The sequence below is a fragment of the Pseudomonas protegens genome (assembly GCF_013407925.2).
In the GTDB taxonomy this organism is placed as follows: domain Bacteria; phylum Pseudomonadota; class Gammaproteobacteria; order Pseudomonadales; family Pseudomonadaceae; genus Aquipseudomonas; species Aquipseudomonas fluorescens_AP.
Genome location: NZ_CP060201.1, coordinates 2,657,837 through 2,676,027, shown reverse-complemented (window position 1 = coordinate 2,676,027; position 18,191 = coordinate 2,657,837). Strand labels below are relative to the sequence as shown.

Genomic DNA, 18,191 nt, shown 5'->3' with positions numbered 1-18,191 from the left:
TGCGACTGGCCTTGTGGGCAGACGATTATAAATTCTTGGATTGCCGGAGGTTGATCCGGCGGCGTGTAGTTTTACTACAAATCGTCGGCCATTTCAGCCTTTCGAATGTATATACGAGTAGTAAAACTACAGAAGAGCGGCTTATGGCCTCCTGCTGCGTTGTGAGAATAATCGTTACTGTTGGTCGGTGACTAACGGGAATAGGTAAAAAATTAATGCTGGCTGCCAAAAAAAACCTATTTTCAGCTATTTCTAACTTTTGTTCGACAGTCCATCAGGCTGCTTGCCCTCGATATCCCTCTCCGCCTGCCTTTTCCACGCCGATCAAGGATAGCCCATGAGTCTGCCCGCGCTTGCCCCAGTCCCCGCGATTCTCCTGCCATTGGTCAGCCGTGCAGAGCAGTCGTTCCGCGCTGCGGTGGCGGCCCTGGAAGACAGCCCCGGTGTCGCGGATTGGACTGCCGAGCGCTGGGCCGAGTTCGCCCGGATCAGTGCCGCCAGCGACTTTGTCATTGAACAGAGTCTGCGTGACCCTTTGATGTTGCTGGAGCTGGTGCGCAGCGGCGAACTGGATCGCGGTTTCGCCCCGGGCGAGTTGTGTGCACAGATTGCCGCGGCCGTGGACACCGCCGAGAGCGACGATCAACTGGGGCGCGTGCTGCGTCGCCAGCGCACCCGGCAGCAGGTGCGGATCATCTGGCGCGATCTGACCCGCCGGGCGGATCTGGTGCAGACCTGCCGCGACCTTTCCGACCTGGCCGACGCCTGCATCGACCAGGCCTATCAATGGCTGTACCTGCGCCACAGCCAGCAGTTCGGCGTGCCCACCGGCGCGCGCAGCGGCGAGCCGCAGCAGATGGTCATCCTTGGTATGGGCAAGCTGGGGGCGGTGGAGCTCAACCTGTCGTCGGACATCGACCTGATCTTCGCCTACCCCGAAGGCGGCGAGACGGTGGGAGTCAAGCGTGCCCTGGATAACCAGGAGTTCTTCATTCGCCTGGGCCAGCGCTTGATCAAGGCCCTGGACCCGATGACCGTCGACGGTTTCGTGTTCCGCGTCGACATGCGCCTGCGGCCCTACGGTTCCGCCGGGGCCCTGGTGCTGAGCTTCAATGCCCTGGAGCAGTACTACCAGGATCAGGGGCGCGACTGGGAACGCTACGCCATGATCAAGGCCCGGGTGGTCGCCGGAGATCAGCTGGCCGGGGCGCAATTGCTGGATATGTTGCGGCCCTTCGTCTATCGCCGTTACCTGGACTTCTCCGCCATCGAGGCGCTGCGCACCATGAAGCAGCTGATCCAGCAGGAGGTGCGGCGCAAGGGCATGGCCGACAACATCAAGCTGGGCTCGGGAGGCATTCGCGAAGTCGAGTTCATCGCCCAGGCCTTCCAGCTGATTCACGGCGGTCGCGACCTGAGCCTGCAGCAGCGTCCTTTATTAAAGGTGCTGGGCACGCTGGAGGGGCAGGGCTATTTACCGGTGGCGGTGATCAGCGAGCTGCGCGAGGGTTACGAGTTCCTGCGCTACACCGAGCATGCGATCCAGGCCATCGCCGATCGCCAGACACAGATGCTGCCGGACAATCCCCAGGATCAGGCGCGGATTGCCTTCATGCTCGGCTTTGCCGACTGGAGCGCTTTCCATGAGCAACTGACGTACTGGCGCGGGCGGGTGGAGTGGCACTTCCGCCAGGTGATTGCCGATCCCGATGAAGACGAAGGCGCGGAAAGCGAAGTGGTGGTGGGTGGCGAGTGGCTGCCGCTGTGGGAGGAGGCCCAGGACGAGGAAGCGGCCTGCCGGCAGTTGCAGGAGGGCGGCTTTGCCGATGCGCCCAAGGCCCTGCGAGCCCTGGCCAGTTTGCGTGGCAGTCCGCAGTTGCGGGCGATGCAACGTCTGGGGCGTGAGCGCCTGGATGCCTTTATTCCACGGTTGCTGGCCCAGGCGGTGGAGCACGCCAATCCGGATCTGGTGCTGGAGCGGGTGCTGCCATTGGTCGAGGCCGTAGCCCGGCGTTCGGCCTATCTGGTGCTGCTCACCGAGAACCCTGGCGCTCTGCGCCGCTTGCTGACCTTGTGCGCGGCCAGTCCGTGGATTGCCGAACAGATCACCCGCTTCCCCCTGTTGCTGGACGAATTGCTTAATGAGGGACGCCTGTTCAAGCCGCCCCTGGCGCCGGAGCTGGCGGCCGAGCTGCGCGAGCGCCTGACGCGGATTCCCGAGGACGACCTGGAGCAGCAGATGGAGGCCCTGCGCCACTTCAAGCTGGCCCACCGGTTGCGGGTGGCCGCCTCGGAGATCGCCGGCAGCCTGCCTTTAATGAAGGTCAGCGATTACCTGACCTGGCTCGCCGAGGCGATTCTGGAGCAGGTGCTGGCCCTGGCCTGGCGCCAGACCGTGGCCAAGTACGGCGCGCCACAACGCAGCGACGGCACCTTGTGTGATCCGGGGTTCATCATCGTCGGCTATGGCAAGGTCGGCGGCATCGAGCTGGGCCACGGTTCCGACCTGGACCTGGTGTTCATCCATGATGGCGATCCCCAGGCGGAAACCGATGGCCCCAAACCCATCGACGGCGCGCAGTTCTTCACCCGGCTGGGGCAGCGCATCATCCACCTGCTGACCACCCAGACCAACTCCGGCCAGCTCTACGAGGTGGACATGCGCCTGCGGCCATCCGGCGCCTCGGGGCTGCTGGTGAGTTCCCTGGGCGCCTTTGCCCGCTATCAGGAAAACGAAGCCTGGACCTGGGAGCATCAGGCGCTGGTCCGGGCCCGGGTGCTGGTGGGCAGCCAGGATGTGGGGCAGGCCTTTGAAAAGGTCCGGGCCGTGGTGCTGGGCAAAAAGCGCGATCTGCCGACCTTGCGCCAGGAAGTCAGCGAGATGCGGGCCAAGATGCGCGACAACCTGGGCAGCCGCCTGACCGCCGCCGGAACCGCAGCCAACGCCTTCGAAGCCACGGCGCCGTTCGACCTCAAGCAGGACGCCGGAGGTATCGTCGATATCGAATTTATGGTGCAATACGCGGCCCTGGCGTGGTCCGAAGAGCACCCGTCATTGCTGCGCTATACCGATAACATCCGCATTCTGGAAGGTCTGGAGCAGGTCGGCCTGATGCCGGCGAGCGATGCCAGCTTGCTGCGCGAGGTCTACAAAGCCTACCGTTCCGCGGCTCACCGACAGGCATTGCAGAATGAGGCCGGAATCATTTCCGGTGATCAATTCGTGACCGAACGACGGGAAGTGTTACGGATTTGGCGCGAGCTGGGGCTAAGCTAAGCGGCCTGACAGGGCCACTCCTATTTCGGCGAGCCTTGTGGGCTCGCCCAAACTGAACCGGCGGTGAAGGCCGCGGTGCTGGATTCTCGAGGCGGGGAGGCGTATGCCTCCCCGGCTCGTTTATGGAAACCACATGAATATTCTGATCGTTGGGCCCAGTTGGGTCGGTGACATGGTGATGGCGCAGACACTCTTCGAGTGCCTGAAACAGCGTCATCCACAATGCGAGATCGACGTGCTGGCCCCCGAGTGGAGCCGGCCGATCCTGGAGCGCATGCCCCAGGTGCGTCGGGCCTTGAGCTTTCCCCTGGGCCACGGCGCCCTGGAGCTGGCCACCCGCCGGCGGATCGGCAAGTCCCTGGCCGGCCAGTACGATCAGGCGATCCTGCTGCCCAATTCGTTGAAGTCGGCCCTGGTGCCTTTTTTTGCCGGCATCCCCAAGCGCACCGGCTGGCGCGGCGAGTTCCGCTACGGCTTGCTCAATGACGTGCGCAAGCTCGACAAAGAGCGCTACCCGCTGATGATCGAGCGCTTCATGGCCCTGGCCTATGAACCGGGCGCCGAACTGCCCCAGCCTTATCCGCGGCCGAGCCTGCAGATCGATCCGCAAAGCCGTGAGGCGGCCCTGGCCAAGTTCGGTCTGACGCTCGATCGTCCGGTGCTGGCTCTGTGCCCAGGAGCGGAGTTCGGCGAGGCCAAGCGCTGGCCGTCCGAGCATTACGCCCAGGTGGCCGAGGCCAAGATCCGCGAGGGCTGGCAGGTGTGGCTGTTCGGTTCGAAGAACGATCATGCCGTGGGTGAAGAGATTCGCGGGCGACTGATTCCCGGCCTGCGCGAGGAATCGAGCAACCTCAGCGGCGAAACCTCCCTGGCCGAGGCCATCGACCTGCTGTCCTGCGCCGACTCGGTGGTGTCCAACGACTCCGGGCTAATGCATGTGGCGGCGGCGCTGAATCGCCCTTTGGTGGCGGTGTATGGCTCCACTTCGCCGGGCTTCACTCCGCCCCTGGCGGATCAGGTCGAGGTGGTGCGCCTGGGCATCGAATGCAGCCCGTGCTTTGACCGCACCTGCCGCTTCGGCCATTACAACTGCCTGCGCCAGTTGTTGCCGCAGCCGGTGAATGAAGCCTTGCAGCGCTTGCAGGGCTCCCCGGTCGAGGTTCAATAAGTTGCGGGTACTGTTGATCAAGACCTCGTCCCTGGGGGATGTGATTCACGCATTGCCGGCGCTGACCGATGCCGCGCGAGCCATCCCCGGGATCAAGTTCGACTGGGTGGTGGAAGAAGGCTTTGCCGAGATCCCCACCTGGCACCCGGCGGTCGGCAAGGTGATTCCGGTGGCGATCCGTCGCTGGCGCAAGAACATCTGGCAAACCATCAAGAGCGGCGAGTGGCGCCGCTTCAAGCAGAGCGTGCGCTCGACCAAGTACGACCTGGTGATCGATGCCCAGGGCCTGCTGAAAAGCGCCTGGCTGACTCGCTACGTGCGCGCCCCGGTGGCGGGGCTGGACAAACACTCGGCCCGTGAGCCCCTGGCGTCGCGTTTCTATTCGCGGCGCCTGGCGGTGGCCCGTGGGCAGCACGCGGTGGAGCGGGTGCGTCAGTTGTTCGCCGTGGCCCTGGGCTACGACCTGCCGCAGGGCCTGGGCGACTACGGTCTGAATGTCGAAAAGCTGGTGGAACTGCCGCGCAAGAATCCCTTCGTGCTGTTCCTGCACGGCACCACCTGGGACACCAAGCACTGGCCCGAAGCCTACTGGCGCGAGCTGACCGAGCGCATGGGCATGCTCGGGGTGGAGGTCAAGCTGCCCTGGGGCAACGCCGCCGAGAAAGCCCGGGCCGAGCGCATCGCCAGCGGCCTGAAAAATGCCACGGTGCTGCCCAAGCTGAACCTGGCCGGAGTCGCCAAGGTGCTGGCCGACGCCCAGGCCTGTGTGGCCGTGGACACCGGGTTGGGCCACCTGGCCGCAGCCCTGGATGTGCCGACCATCTCCTTGTTTGGCCCGACCAACCCGGGCCTGACCGGCGCCTATGGCAAGGTGCAGATCCACCTGGGCAGCAACTTTCCCTGCGCGCCGTGCCTGCAGAAAAAATGCACCTACCAGCCCTCCGCTGTGGACCAGCAGCGCTATGACATCAAGCGCGAGTGGCCACTGTGCTTCACTCGCCTGAACCCCGAGCGTGTCGCCAGCCGACTGAGCGCCTTGTTACTGGCTGAGGAGCCGCGCTGATGCAATTGGCTTTTGTCCTTTATAAGTATTTTCCCTTTGGCGGCCTGCAACGCGACTTCATGCGCATTGCCCTGGAGTGCCAGCGGCGCGGGCACCAGATCCGCGTCTACACCCTGATCTGGGAAGGCGATGTGCCTCCCGGCTTCGAAGTGCTGGTGGCGCCGGTCAAGGCGCTGTTCAACCATCGTCGCAATGAAAAGCTCAGCGCCTGGATGGAGGCCGACCTGGCCAAGCGTCCGGTGGATCGACTGATCGGTTTCAACAAGATGCCGGGGCTGGACGTGTACTACGCCGCCGACGGCTGTTTCGAGGACAAGGCGCAGAACCTGCGCCATTCCCTGTACCGGCGCTGGGGCCGCTACCGGCATTTTGCCGAGTACGAGCGGGCGGTATTCGCCAAGGATGCCAAGACCGAGATCCTGATGATCTCCGAGGTCCAGCAGCCGCTGTTCATCAAGCATTACGACACCCCGCTGGAGCGCTTTCACCTGCTGCCGCCGGGCATTGCCCAGGACCGTCGGGCACCGGCCAACGCCGCCGAGATCCGCGCCGAGTTCCGTCGCGAGTTCGCCTTGCAGGATGACCAGTTGCTGCTGGTGCAGATCGGCTCCGGGTTCAAGACCAAGGGCGTGGACCGCAGCCTGAAGGCGCTGGCGGCGCTGCCGTCGGCGCTGAAAAAACGCACCCGGCTGTTTGTAATCGGCCAGGACGACCCCAAGGTATTCCAGGTGCAGAGTGCGGCGCTGGGTTTGAGCGATCAGGTGCAGTTCATGAAGGGCCGCAGCGATATCCCGCGGTTCCTGCTGGGCGCCGACCTGCTGATTCATCCGGCCTACAACGAAAATACCGGCACCGTCCTGCTTGAGGCCCTGGTGGCCGGGCTGCCGGTGCTGGTGACTGCGGTTTGCGGCTATGCCCATTACATCGCCGAGGCCGAGGGCGGCCTGGTGCTGGATGAGCCGTTCGAGCAGAGCCAGCTCAATCAATACCTCACCAACATGTTGACCGACGACGCTGCACGCGCGACCTGGAGCCGTAATGGCCTGGCGTTCGCCGAGACGGCCGACCTTTACAGCATGCCGCAGCATGCTGCGGATGTGATTCTGGCGGAGCAACACCGATGAAGTTGATGCTTGCCGAACCCTTCAAGAGCCTGTGGGCCGGACGCGACGCGTTCGAGGCTGTCGAGGGCCTGAAGGGCCAGGTCTACCGTGAGCTGGAGGCGCGCCGTACCTTGCGTACGGAGGTCGATGGCCGCGGTTATTTTGTGAAGATCCATCGTGGGATCGGCTGGGGCGAGATCGTCAAGAACCTGATCACCGCCAAGCTGCCGGTGCTCGGCGCCGGTCAGGAGTGGCGGGCCCTGGAGCGCCTGCACCAGGTGGGCGTGCCGACCATGACCGCGGTGGCCTATGGCGAGCGCGGCGCCAACCCGGCGGACCAGCATTCGTTCATCGTCACCGAAGAGCTGGCACCGACCGTCAGCCTCGAAGACTTCAGCATCGACTGGGTTAAGCAGCCCCCGGCGCCGGCCCTCAAGCGCGCGCTGATCGCCGAGGTGGCGCGCATGACTGGCATGATGCACCGCGCCGGGGTCAACCATCGCGACTGCTACATCTGTCATTTCCTGCTGCACACCGATCGGCCCATCACCCCTGAGACTCTCAAGCTCTCGGTGATCGATCTGCATCGGGCCCAGACCCGGCCGAAGATCACCTTGCGCTGGCGCAACAAGGACCTGGCGGCCCTGTATTTCTCGGCCCTGGACATCGGCCTGACGCGCCGCGACAAGCTGCGTTTCCTCAAGGGCTATTTCCAGCAGCCGCTGCGGCAGGTTCTGGCCGAGGAAGCGGCGCTGCTGTCCTGGCTCGAAGGCAAGGCGGAAAAACTCTACGCCCGCAAGCAACGTTACGGAGACGCACTCTGATGGCGAGTTGGAATCTGGACCCCGCCTATCAGGAGTTGACGCAGGATTTCGGCAGTCTGGAAGCGGTATTCGCCCTGCAGGGCGAGCACCTGACCCGTGATCCGCTGTCCGAAGTGATTCGCGTCGAGCGGGGTGGCATTCACTATTACGTCAAGCGCTACAGCGGCGCCGGCAAGAACCTGCGGCGCTACCTGGGCAAGCCCCGGGTCAAGTTCGAATGGCAGAACCTCAAGCGCTTCGCCAAGTGGGGCATTCCCACCGCCGATGTGGTGGCCTGGGGCCTGGAGCGGCGCTGCCTGGCTTATTCCCGAGGGGCGATGATCACCCGCGAGTTGCCGCGTACCGAGGACCTTTCGGTGTTGGCCGAGCGCAATGATCCGCGGCTCAAGGACCGGCGCTGGGTCGATGGCATCAGCCAGCAGCTGGCAACCCATACCCGGGTCATGCACGACCATCGCTTTACCCACAACGATCTGAAGTGGCGCAACTTGCTGGTCGACGACCAGGACCGCTTGTACCTGATCGACTGTCCGAACGGCGATTTCTGGCGTGGATTCTGGCTCAAGTACCGGATCACCAAGGATCTGGCCTGCCTGGACAAGGTGGCCAAATATCATCTGTCGGCCACTCAGCGCCTGCGTTTCTATCTGCAGTACCGCGAGCGCAACCGGCTGAGTGCCTCCGACAAGGAGCGCATTCGTCACGTGGTGAGATTTTTTGAGGGGCGTGAATGACTGATTTCCTGGCGCCGCAGGAGCGTGCGCTGCTGGAGCGTAACGGCCTCGGCACTTTTGACCAGCTGTGGGCCGTGCAATTGGCTGCGGTGGATGAACCCAACACCAGCCGTGGCGGCAGCAGCAGTGTCTTTCGCCTGGATGTGGAGGGGCAGGGTTTCTATCTCAAGCGTCAGACCAACTACCTGACCCGCACCCTGCACCGGCCCTTCGGCGAGCCGAGTTTCGCCCGGGAGTTTCGCAATATCCGGCGCTATCAGCTGCTGGGCATTCCGGCCTTGCAGGCGGTGTTCTTTGGCATGCGCAAGGTGGCGGGCGAGTCCCGGGCGATTCTCCTGACCCGGGCCCTGGACGGCTGGGACGACCTGGACGGGCTGCTGTTGCGTTGGGATGAACTCAGCGAAGTACAGCGTCAGGCGGTGCTCAAGGCTTGCGGGCAACTGGCCCGGCAGCTGCACAGCTTGCGTCAGGTGCATGGCTGTTTCTATCCCAAGCATATTTTTCTGCGGGGGCACGGCGACGGCTATCAGGCGCAGTTGATCGACCTGGAGAAAACCCGGCCTCTATTGTTCGGGCAGCGTGATCGGGTCAAGGATCTTGAACCTTTGCTGCGCCGGGCTTCGGTGTGGAGCGTCGACGAAGTGCGCGCGCTGCTGGCGGCGTACCTGGATCAGTCGCCCGACAGTTCCCTGGTGCAGGCCTGGCTGACCCGTCTCAGTGCTCGCAGCAGTCATAAGGAATCTCGCTGATGCGTTTGTCCGAGCTGAAGAACAGCGGGCGCAGCCCGGTGCTGCCCCTGAGCCTTGAACTGGCGGATGCCGCCGGTCCGGCGCAACTGCAATTGCTGACCTTGCTGCGGGTGCTGCCGGGGCAGCGCTACGTGGGCGCCGGGGTCTGGCGAGGCCGCCCGGTGCTGGCCAAGCTGCTGGTGGGGTCCAAGGCGGCGCGGCATTTTCAGCGAGAGTTGAACGGCGTGCGCCTGCTGGCGCAGCAAGGCCTGACCACCCCTCTGCTGCTGGCCGACGGCCTGCAGGAAGGCGAGGGTGGCTGGCTGCTTTTTGAATTTCTAGAAGGCTCGCAAAGCCTGGGCGACGCCTGGCAGCAGGTGGAGAACCTGCCGGTACTGGCCGATGAGCAGACGGCGGTGCTGGCCGAGGCGCTCGGGGCGATTGCCCAGTTGCACGCCAAGGGCCTGTGGCAGGAAGACCTGCACCTGGACAATCTGCTGCGCCATGGTGGCCAGCTGTATTTGATCGATGGTGCGGGGATCTGCGTCGAGGAGGCCGGCAAGCCTCTGTCCCGGTCCAGGGTGCTGGAGAACCTTGGGGTGTTCTTCGCCCAGTTGCCCAAGAGCCTGGAGCCCTTCACCGAAGAGTTGCTGGTGCACTACCTGCTCGGCAATGCCGAGCACGCCTTGCCCCTGGAGGCCCTGGAAAAACAGGTGAACAAGGTGCGTGGCTGGCGGCTGCGGGATTTTCTCAACAAGGTCGGCCGTGACTGCACGCTGTTCAGCGTGCAGCGCGGACCCTTTGCCCTGCGGGCGATCCGTCGCGAAGAAGAGGCGGCGATGCGGCCTGTGTTGGAGCAGGCCGATGCCTTGCTGGACCAGGGCCATCTGTACAAGACCGGTGGCGCGGCCAGTGTCGGCCGGGTCGCGGTGGCGGGGCGGACCCTGGTGGTCAAGCGCTACAACATCAAGGGCTTCGCTCATTGGCTCAAGCGTTTCTGGCGCCCGAGCCGGGCCTGGCACTCCTGGCGCGAAGGCAATCGCCTGGCGTTTCTCGGCATTGCCACGCCCAAGCCCCTGGCGCTGCTGGAGCAGCGTTTTCTCTGGTTGCGCCGGCGCGCCTACCTGGTCACCGAGTATTTGCCAGGACCGGACATCATCGAGCGTTTTGCGCCGTTCGTGGACAGTGGTGACGCGCCGGAGCCTGAGTTGCAGGCATTGGACCGGTTGTTTGCCGAGCTGATCAAGGAACGCATCAGTCACGGTGACTTCAAGGGGCACAACCTGTTCTGGCACGAGGACCGCTGGGCGTTGATCGATCTTGACTCCATGTGCCAGCACGCCAGCCTGAGCAGTTTCGCCCCGGCTTATGCCCGGGATCGCGCGCGTTTCATGCGCAACTGGCCCGAAAGCAGCCATTTGTATCAAGTGATTGATCAGCGCCTGCCCAAGACCGCCGATTCCCCCCAAGCCTGACCTGCGACCCATGGCCGCTGTTGCTGGCAGCGGCTGCGGGCCCTGCTGGCGGCGGCGCCCTGGCTTGCCGCTTGCCGCTAGAGGCTTGCCCCTGCTTTTCAGTTATAATCGCGCCCTTTCGTTGTTTCTCGCCCCTTGCGAGCACACTTTATTTTCAAGGCGCATCGCGCCCGCATGCAGACTAAACGAGGCTAGACCCCTGTGGCATTGACGATTCTTGGCCTGTCCGGCGCCCTTAGCCATGATCCTTCAGCAGCCCTGTATATCGACGGCAAGCTGATCGCGGCCGCTGAAGAAGAGCGTTTCGTGCGCGACAAGCATGCAAAGAACCGCATGCCCTACGAGTCGGCGAAGTTCTGCCTGGAACAGGCCGGTATCAAGCCTTCCGACGTTGACGTGGTAGCGATTCCCTTTGCTCCGATCAGCCTGTTCGGCAAGGCCCGCTGGCATTACGCCAAGCGCTACTGGTACGCCCCGGACCGTGCCCTGGACGCGATCCTGATGGGCAACCGTCGCTACAAGCGCTACCGCAAGAAGATCGTCTGGTGCCTGGAGCAACTGGGCTTTGACCCGAAAAAGGTCAAGATCGAGCCGGTGGAACACCACCTGGCCCACGCCTCCAGTGCCTACCACTGCTCGGGCTTCAAGGAGAAGACCGCGATCCTCGGGATCGACGGCAAGGGCGAATACGCCACCACCTTCTTCGGCTACGGCGAAAACGGCAAGATCCACAAGATCAAGGAATTCTTCGATCCGGACTCCCTGGGCGGCCTCTATGGCGCGATCACCGAGTTCCTCGGCTTCGAGATGCTCGACGGCGAGTTCAAGGTCATGGGCATGGCGCCTTATGGCGATGCCAGCAAGTACGACTTCTCGCGCCTGGCCAGCTTTGAAAACGGCGAGCTGGTGATCAACACCGACTACGCCAACGTCATCGGCCTGCGCCGCTACAAAGAAAAGGGCAAGGGTTTCTACTTCTCGCCAAAACTCATCGAGTGGCTGGGTCCCAAGCGCGAAGGCGACATCGCCGACGAGCCGTACATCCACTACGCGGCGAGCATGCAGGCGCTGTTCGAGAAACTGGCCCTGCAGATGATCGACCACTACCTGGGCGACATCCTCAAGGAAACCGGCAAGCTGGCCTTCGCCGGTGGCTGCGCGCTGAACGTCAAGCTGAACCAGAAGATCATTGCCCGTCCCGAGGTCAAGGAGCTGTTCGTGCAGCCGGCTTCTGGCGACGCCGGCACCGCCGTCGGTGCCGCGGCCTACGTTTCCCACGCCCGTGGGGTGCCGGTGGAGAAGATGGAACACGTCTATCTCGGCCCGTCCTACAGCAACGAAGACGTGATCGCCGCCTGTGCCCGCCACCCGAACAAACCGGCCTGGCGGCAGATCGACAACACCCCGGAACGCATCGCCAAGATCATGGTGGACGGCAACCCGGTGGCCTGGTTCCAGGGCCGCATGGAGTTCGGTCCTCGGGCCCTGGGCGGTCGTTCGATCATCGGTTGCCCGAGCGCCACCGGCGTGGCCGACCGGATCAACGAGCAGATCAAGTTCCGCGAGCGCTGGAGGCCTTTCTGCCCGTCGATGCTCGACACCGTTGGTCCGCAGATGATCAAGGTCGATCACCCGGCGCCGTTCATGACCTTCACCTTCGAAGTGGCGGAAGAATGGAAGACCCGGGTGCCGGAAGTGGTCCACGAGGACGGCACGTCCCGGGCCCAGGTGCTCAAGCGCGAATACAACCCGCGCTACTACGACATGATGAAGGCCCTGGAAGTCCTGACCGGCAACGGCGTGTCGCTGAACACCTCGCTGAACCGCCGTGGCGAACCGATGATCTGCTCGCCGACCGACGCCTTGAACATGTTCTATGGGTCCGATCTGCAGTACCTGATCATGGAAGACATTCTGGTGGTCAAAGAGGGTGTCAGTGCTTATGACGAACTCTGAGGTGCTGATCAGTGTAGTTGTTCCGACTTACAACTACGCCCATCTGCTCCCTAGAGCGCTGGACTCGGTTCTTGGTCAGTGGGCAGCAGACCTGGAGCTGATCGTTGTTGATGATGGCTCCACTGATAATACGGCGGCGGTCCTGGCAGATTACGCTGCACGTTTCGCCCAGCTTCAGGTAAACGTCCAGACTAATGCTGGAGCCGCTGCAGCACGTAACTTTGGTATTCGCCGTGCCAGTGGGCGTTATGTGCTCTTGCTCGATGCTGATGATGAGCTGGTTGATGGCGCTTTCGACGAGCTGCGCAGGGTGCTGCAGCTCGAGCCTTCGACAGACGTCGTGCTCGGAGCGCAAGTGTCAGTGGATGACGACGGTCGCGAGCGCTTGCGTCCAGCGACGCCGGTGCCTCGGGCTGCCACGAAGGTCCTGGCCCGCCAGTACCTGCTGAGCAAGCGCATATCCATTTCCCACTGCTGTACCTTGTTTTCCCGGAAAATGATGTTGCAGAGGCCCTATCCCGAAGCATTGCGTACTGGAGAAGATATCGCGGTATTCGCCTATCTGGTGGTCAATGCGCGATTCGCCGTCACCGGCAAACCCCTGGCGCGGATTCACAAGCATCGTGATAGCTTGCGCCATAGCCGCGATGATGAGGAGCAGGTTGCCCTGAAGATCGTTGATGAAGTGTTCAGCAGCCTGCCCGAGGAGTGCCAGCCGTTGAAGAAGCGCTACAAGGCACAGCGATATCTGTCTTTGTTTCGCGCTGCACTTTTGGGTAGCAATATGGGCCTGGCGCAGCGTTTCTATTTGACGGCACTTTCTTTAAGTCCGTTGCAGGCTATGCGCTGGACTTATTTACGTAAGGCAGTGCGTTTGTGGTTTAAGAGGGGAAGTGCCCGTGGTTGATAGTGGTGCGCGGCATTGGATCGGCAGGGTTATCAATCAATACCCAGTTCGACTGACTTTTATTGGTAGCTTGCTACTCTCCCTCATTGCCGTGCTGGGCGCGGTGACGGTGGGGCGTGATGCTGCGTTGTATCTCGACATTGCTCATAAGGTCAACGAGCAAGGACCGGCCATAGCCTGGACATTGTTCGACTGGCCCTGGTTCCCCCTGCTTCTGGCGCAGACCCATATTTACCTGGGGCTACCTCTGGAACTGAGCGCTTATCTGTGGTGCGCATTGTTCATTGCTGGTACCTGCGCCCTGATGGTCGACTGCGTTCGGCAGCGCCTGCCGCAGGCCGCCCCTTGGGCTGCGTTGGTGGTGCTGGCTATGCCTGCGGTCAATGCTTTTCGCGATGACATCATCCGCGAATGTGGCTTCTGGTTCTTCTCCACTTTGACACTCTGGCTGGCGCTGCATTGGCAGGCGCGTGGTGGCTGGTTGCGGGCCTTGCTGATCCATCTTGCGCTGGGGGCTGCGGCGTTGTTCAGGCTGGAGGCTGTACTGCTATTGCCGGCGCTGACGCTGTGGCAACTGCCGAACCTATGGTCCAGTAGCCGGCGCATGGCGTTTCTGCAGTTCATATTGCTGCCACTCCTGGGGGGCATAGGAGTGCTGGTGTTAGTCTCCTTGTCAGGGCATTTCTCATCAGCACGTGTCAGCTACTACTTGGAGATGATCAACCCCCGGCATGTGTTTGCGTCGTTCAATCTTTTGTCCGAGCAGTTCGCTAACTCACTGATTAGTGACTACTCACGAAATGAGGCTGGCCGGATCATCTTTTTTGGGGTCCTGGTCACTATGCTGATGAGTGTTGTGAAATTGATGGGGCCGTTTGCGGTGCCCTTCATTTTCCGCCGCAATTGGGGGGTGTTCAGAACTTACTGGAATCAATATCGTCCGTTCGCGTGGGCGGCAGTGATCTATCTGACGATTCTGATGTTGTTCTTTATCAGGCTGCAGTTCATGAATTCACGGTATCTGAGCTTCCTGAATCTGTTGCTGGTTCCTGCGCTGGCGCTAGCGCTGCTGCAGGTTTTTCAAACGTTTCCCCGGCTTGGGAAATCGCTGGTAGTGATCGGGCTATTGGTGATGCTGTCCAACGTTGTGTCCACCAGCGCCGGCAAAACCCAGTACGTCGAGGCGGGCCGCTGGTTTGCTGCGAATACCGATACTCAAGCGCCAGCTTATTTTGAAGATGGGCGCATTGGTTACTATGCCGGGCGTGGTTACGCTCCCAGCATACCGCGCGAGCAGGCGATGTCGGCACAGCATGCCGGGCAGTATCGCTACTTCCTTATCGAGGCCAAACCAGACGAAGCATGGCTTGTGAGTTGGCTGGGTGAGCACAACATGAAAATCCTTGCCAGTTTTGCTAATCGCAAGGGCGCACGGGTCCTGGTTATTGGGGAGTGAGGTTAGGCGAGCAGATGGCGCAGTTGCTCGATGAGCCATTCTTGTCGAGTGACTGTGTGCGAGCCTTGGCGATACCCTTCAAGGAAGGACTCACCTGAGTCATTTTCAATGAGCCACTGGCGGTCTTCTTGATAGCGAAACAAATGAGTAAAGTTACGTAGCCGTTTGTTTTCGCTTAGAGGCTTGGGTTGGCAACGTAAGTCTGCAATGTCGATCAGCCCCAGTTCATTTTCCGGAGTGAGGATCACGTTGCCAAAGTGTAGCGAGCGGAAATACACGCCTTTGTCATGTAGAAAAGCAATGAACTGGCCCAGTCGCCTTTGGAGGTCGTTGGGGGTATTTGTGTCATTGTGTAGTTGCCTTATGGTCATTCCGGCCAAAGGTGCGTAGTAGACTCCGTCGCGCTGGATGCTGGGAATACGATAGACGGCAATGATCTGAGGGCAGGGGATGTTGCGTTGCTTCAGGGCCTTGGCGTTGTCGGCAAAGCGCTTGGCATAGGGGTAAAACAGGGCGGAACTCAATAGGCGTTTACGACGGAATAGCTTGAGTATCCGCCCGTCGCTTAGACGCAGCACCTTATCCCCCGAACCGTCGGCTTCCAGTACTTGAGCCCCAGCGCGTAATGCCTCGTAGGTGCTGTAATCAATCTCTTGCATTTGCAACTCCCCATCATTAGCCGGTTATCTTAACCGACTTGGTGGAGAGGACGGCCCTGATGGTCATGTTGTTTGGGGGAAAAGTGCCTGTGATATCATCCGCGCTTCATTGATTTGCGCGGATTCCCATGAGCAGTCCTGAACCGAAAGCCCAGTCAACGCTGGCCATCTATTTCCGCCTACTGGCTTACGTGCGGCCTTACGTCGGCTTGTTTATCTTGAGCATCGTCGGGTTCCTGATTTTTGCATCGACGCAACCGATGCTCGCTTATATCCTCAAATACTTCGTCGATGGCCTGGCCAATCCTGAAGCCAGCCTGTTTCCTGGCAACCCCTACCTTGGCAAGTTGCAACTTCTGGAAACCGTGCCCCTGATGATTGTCTTGATTGCGGCCTGGCAGGGGGTAGGCTCTTACCTGGGCAACTTCTTCCTGGCCCGGGTTTCTCTGGGGCTGGTCCACGACCTGCGGGTGGTTTTGTTCAACAAGTTGCTGGAGTTGCCCAATCGCTTCTTCGACAAACACAACTCCGGCCATCTGATTTCCCGAATTACCTTCAACGTAACCATGGTCACCGGGGCCGCGACTGACGCGATCAAGGTGGTGATCCGTGAAGGCATGACGGTGATTTTCCTGTTCTGCACTCTAATTTGGATGAACTGGAAGCTGACCTTGGTGATGCTGGCGATCTTGCCAGTGATCGGCATGATGGTGAATAGCACCAGCCGCAAGTTTCGCAAGCAGAGCAAGAAGATTCAGGTGTCTATGGGGGATGTCACCCACGTTGCTTCCGAGACTATCCACGGCTACCGCGTAGTGCGTAGCTTTGGTGGTGAGACTTATGAAAAGGTGCGCTTTGAGCAGGCCAGTCAGAGCAATACCGACAAACAGCTGGCGATGACCAAAACAGGTGCCGTTTACACTCCGATGCTGCAACTGGTGACCTACAGCGCCATGGCAGTGGTCATGTTCCTGGTGCTTTACCTGCGTGGTGACGCGTCCCCGGGTGACTTGGTCGCTTATATCACCATGGCTGGCTTGTTACCCAAGCCTATTCGTCAGCTGTCGGAAGTCAGTTCCACCATTCAGAAGGGCGTGGCGGGAGCGGAGAGCATTTTCGAGCAGCTCGATGAACCGGTTGAGGTTGATCAGGGCACGTTGGAGATAGAGCGCCTTGACGGACGCCTTGAAGTGCGCAATCTCAGCTTCCAGTACCCTGAAAGTGACAAGCAGGTGCTCAACGACATCAGCTTCGTTGTGGAGCCTGGGCAGATGGTTGCGCTGGTTGGGCGCTCCGGTAGTGGTAAATCGACGCTGGCAGGGCTGATTCCGCGCTTTTATCAGCATGAACAGGGGGAGATCCTGCTAGATGGTGTGCGGGTGCAGGACTTCACCTTGAACAGCTTGCGTCGGCAGATTGCCCTGGTGACGCAGCAGGTCACTTTGTTCAACGACACCGTCACCAACAATATTGCTTACGGCGACCTTTCCGGAGCTTCGATCGATGAAGTGCACAGGGCGGCTTCGGAAGCCTATGCCGACGAGTTCATCGCGAGGATGCCGCAAGGCTATGCAACGCTGGTAGGGGAGAATGGCGTACTGCTTTCTGGTGGCCAGCGACAACGCATTGCCATTGCACGGGCCTTGCTCAAGGATGCTCCCTTGCTGATTCTTGATGAGGCTACATCGGCACTGGATACCGAATCCGAACGGCATATTCAGGCAGCCTTGGATCATGTAGTGAAGAACCGTACGACACTTGTGATTGCCCACCGCTTGAGCACGGTCGAAAAAGCCGATTTGATTTTGGTCATGGATGAAGGACGTATCGTCGAGCGGGGCACTCATGCTGAATTGCTGGCTCAGAACGGTTACTACTCGCGCCTGCATGCCAAGGAGTTTGAGGATGGTGACGAGCAGCCGATAGTGTCGGTGCCTGGCGTATGTTGAGGTTTTTTCGCCAGTGGCGGGAGCGTGGTTGGAGCGAGATCGACCTGGAAAGCTATCAGCAGGCGTGGCATCGATTCGGCGGCAGTTTTGCCACGCATCCTGAAGTTGTCGAACGACTTTCCCACTTTGTCGGCATCACCCCACGTTACCTAGGTTGGGTGGTGAAGGGCGAAGTGGTTGCGGCTATCCCTTGCTGGGGGCGGCATGTAGCGCTGTCCAAGGAAGTTCTGAAGCGTGAAGGTAAGCGCGGGCTGCTGGATATGGGTAACGCAGAGATTATTTTGCCGATGGCGCCGGGTGTTACCGTCCCTGTGCGCCAGCGCATGGCTTATGTCTCGCAGTTGAACGCCGAACAGATCAGCACCCTGAAAGTGCAGCCGGAAGGCTTGGCCCTTGCTCGTGCTCCCGAGGATTACTCGAAGAAGTTTCGTTACAACCAGCGCCGTGAACAGCGCTTGCTGGAAGAGGCAGGTGGCGTGTTGCTGCCGATGTCCGAACTGTCGCCGCAAGAGCAGGCGGCGGCGTATGGGGCGCTGTTCCAGCGCCGTTGGAACTTTTCGGTGCCCGGCAAGGATGGGCTGGTCGAGGTGTTCACTCTGCTGCGAGAGTTCATGAGCGGTTCTGTGGTCATGCTCGACTCGGCTCCCATCGCGATCCAGATTCTGTATCGCGTTGAAGCGCCTCAGTGGGTGTCCCTCGAATACATCAATGGTGGTGTCGATCCGCAGAGCCGCGAGTTCAGCCCTGGTAGCGTCCTGAGTTTCGTCAATACCCAGAAGGAATGGGAGTGCGCCAAGGCCGTCGGTAAGACGCTGCGTTATTCGTTCGGTCGCGCCGATCGGGAGTACAAGGATCGCTGGTGCCATACGGTGCCGGTCTATCAGGTCTAAGC

Annotated in this window: 14 protein-coding genes; 13 read left to right on the top strand and 1 reads right to left on the bottom strand. The window is 61.0% G+C overall.

Annotation, left to right across the window (positions count from 1 at the left end):
* Positions 1–337: 337 nt before the first annotated feature.
* The 11 genes from glnE (at position 338) to GGI48_RS12350 (ending at position 14,691) form a co-directional block, all read left to right on the top strand.
* Positions 338–3,277, top strand: coding sequence for a bifunctional [glutamate--ammonia ligase]-adenylyl-L-tyrosine phosphorylase/[glutamate--ammonia-ligase] adenylyltransferase (gene glnE / locus GGI48_RS12400; protein WP_179598516.1), 2,940 nt, complete (start codon positions 338–340; stop codon positions 3,275–3,277).
* A 133-nt stretch (positions 3,278–3,410) separates the two neighbouring features.
* Positions 3,411–4,445: a lipopolysaccharide heptosyltransferase II gene (gene waaF / locus GGI48_RS12395; protein ID WP_103739496.1), complete on the top strand. Its 1,035-nt coding sequence runs from the start codon at positions 3,411–3,413 to the stop codon at positions 4,443–4,445.
* Between the two features lies 1 nt (position 4,446).
* The gene (gene waaC / locus GGI48_RS12390; protein ID WP_047301274.1) at positions 4,447–5,508 is read left to right on the top strand and encodes a lipopolysaccharide heptosyltransferase I; all 1,062 of its coding nucleotides are present in this window, start codon (positions 4,447–4,449) and stop codon (positions 5,506–5,508) included.
* Positions 5,508–6,632: a glycosyltransferase family 4 protein gene (locus GGI48_RS12385; RefSeq protein ID WP_047301276.1), complete on the top strand. Its 1,125-nt coding sequence runs from the start codon at positions 5,508–5,510 to the stop codon at positions 6,630–6,632. The genes waaC and GGI48_RS12385 overlap by 1 nt, the downstream gene beginning before the upstream one ends.
* On the top strand, positions 6,629–7,435 hold the full coding sequence (rfaP, locus tag GGI48_RS12380; protein ID WP_179598514.1) for a lipopolysaccharide core heptose(I) kinase RfaP: 807 nt from the start codon (positions 6,629–6,631) through the stop codon (positions 7,433–7,435). The genes GGI48_RS12385 and rfaP overlap by 4 nt, the downstream gene beginning before the upstream one ends.
* Positions 7,435–8,169: a lipopolysaccharide kinase InaA family protein gene (locus tag GGI48_RS12375; protein WP_016968304.1), complete on the top strand. Its 735-nt coding sequence runs from the start codon at positions 7,435–7,437 to the stop codon at positions 8,167–8,169. The genes rfaP and GGI48_RS12375 overlap by 1 nt, the downstream gene beginning before the upstream one ends.
* Positions 8,166–8,918 (top strand): lipopolysaccharide kinase InaA family protein, encoded by a 753-nt coding sequence (locus GGI48_RS12370; RefSeq protein ID WP_016968303.1) that lies wholly within the window; start codon positions 8,166–8,168, stop codon positions 8,916–8,918. The genes GGI48_RS12375 and GGI48_RS12370 overlap by 4 nt, the downstream gene beginning before the upstream one ends.
* A complete protein-coding gene (locus GGI48_RS12365) occupies positions 8,918–10,372 on the top strand; it encodes a lipopolysaccharide kinase InaA family protein (protein WP_179598512.1) in 1,455 nt (484 codons plus the stop codon). Before GGI48_RS12370 ends, GGI48_RS12365 begins: the two co-directional genes overlap by 1 nt.
* Before the next feature lie 201 nt (positions 10,373–10,573).
* Positions 10,574–12,328: a carbamoyltransferase gene (locus GGI48_RS12360; protein ID WP_179598510.1), complete on the top strand. Its 1,755-nt coding sequence runs from the start codon at positions 10,574–10,576 to the stop codon at positions 12,326–12,328.
* A complete protein-coding gene (locus tag GGI48_RS12355; RefSeq protein ID WP_179598508.1) occupies positions 12,315–13,235 on the top strand; it encodes a glycosyltransferase family 2 protein in 921 nt (306 codons plus the stop codon). The genes GGI48_RS12360 and GGI48_RS12355 overlap by 14 nt, the downstream gene beginning before the upstream one ends.
* The gene (locus tag GGI48_RS12350; protein ID WP_260620652.1) at positions 13,222–14,691 is read left to right on the top strand and encodes a hypothetical protein; all 1,470 of its coding nucleotides are present in this window, start codon (positions 13,222–13,224) and stop codon (positions 14,689–14,691) included. Before GGI48_RS12355 ends, GGI48_RS12350 begins: the two co-directional genes overlap by 14 nt.
* A 2-nt stretch (positions 14,692–14,693) precedes the next feature.
* Here GGI48_RS12350 and GGI48_RS12345 read toward each other — a convergent pair whose 3' ends face one another.
* Positions 14,694–15,350 carry a toluene tolerance protein gene (locus GGI48_RS12345; RefSeq protein ID WP_179598506.1) on the bottom strand — a complete coding sequence of 219 codons (657 nt, stop codon included), beginning with the start codon at positions 15,348–15,350 and terminating at the stop codon, positions 14,694–14,696.
* Positions 15,351–15,478: 128 nt separating this feature from the next.
* On the opposite strand from GGI48_RS12345, the gene msbA reads away from it, so the two are divergent.
* Positions 15,479–17,299, top strand: a complete 1,821-nt coding sequence (msbA, locus tag GGI48_RS12340; protein WP_179598504.1) for a lipid A export permease/ATP-binding protein MsbA — start codon at positions 15,479–15,481, stop codon at positions 17,297–17,299.
* Positions 17,293–18,189 (top strand): GNAT family N-acetyltransferase, encoded by an 897-nt coding sequence (locus GGI48_RS12335; protein ID WP_179598502.1) that lies wholly within the window; start codon positions 17,293–17,295, stop codon positions 18,187–18,189. The genes msbA and GGI48_RS12335 overlap by 7 nt, the downstream gene beginning before the upstream one ends.
* Positions 18,190–18,191 lie beyond the last annotated feature (2 nt).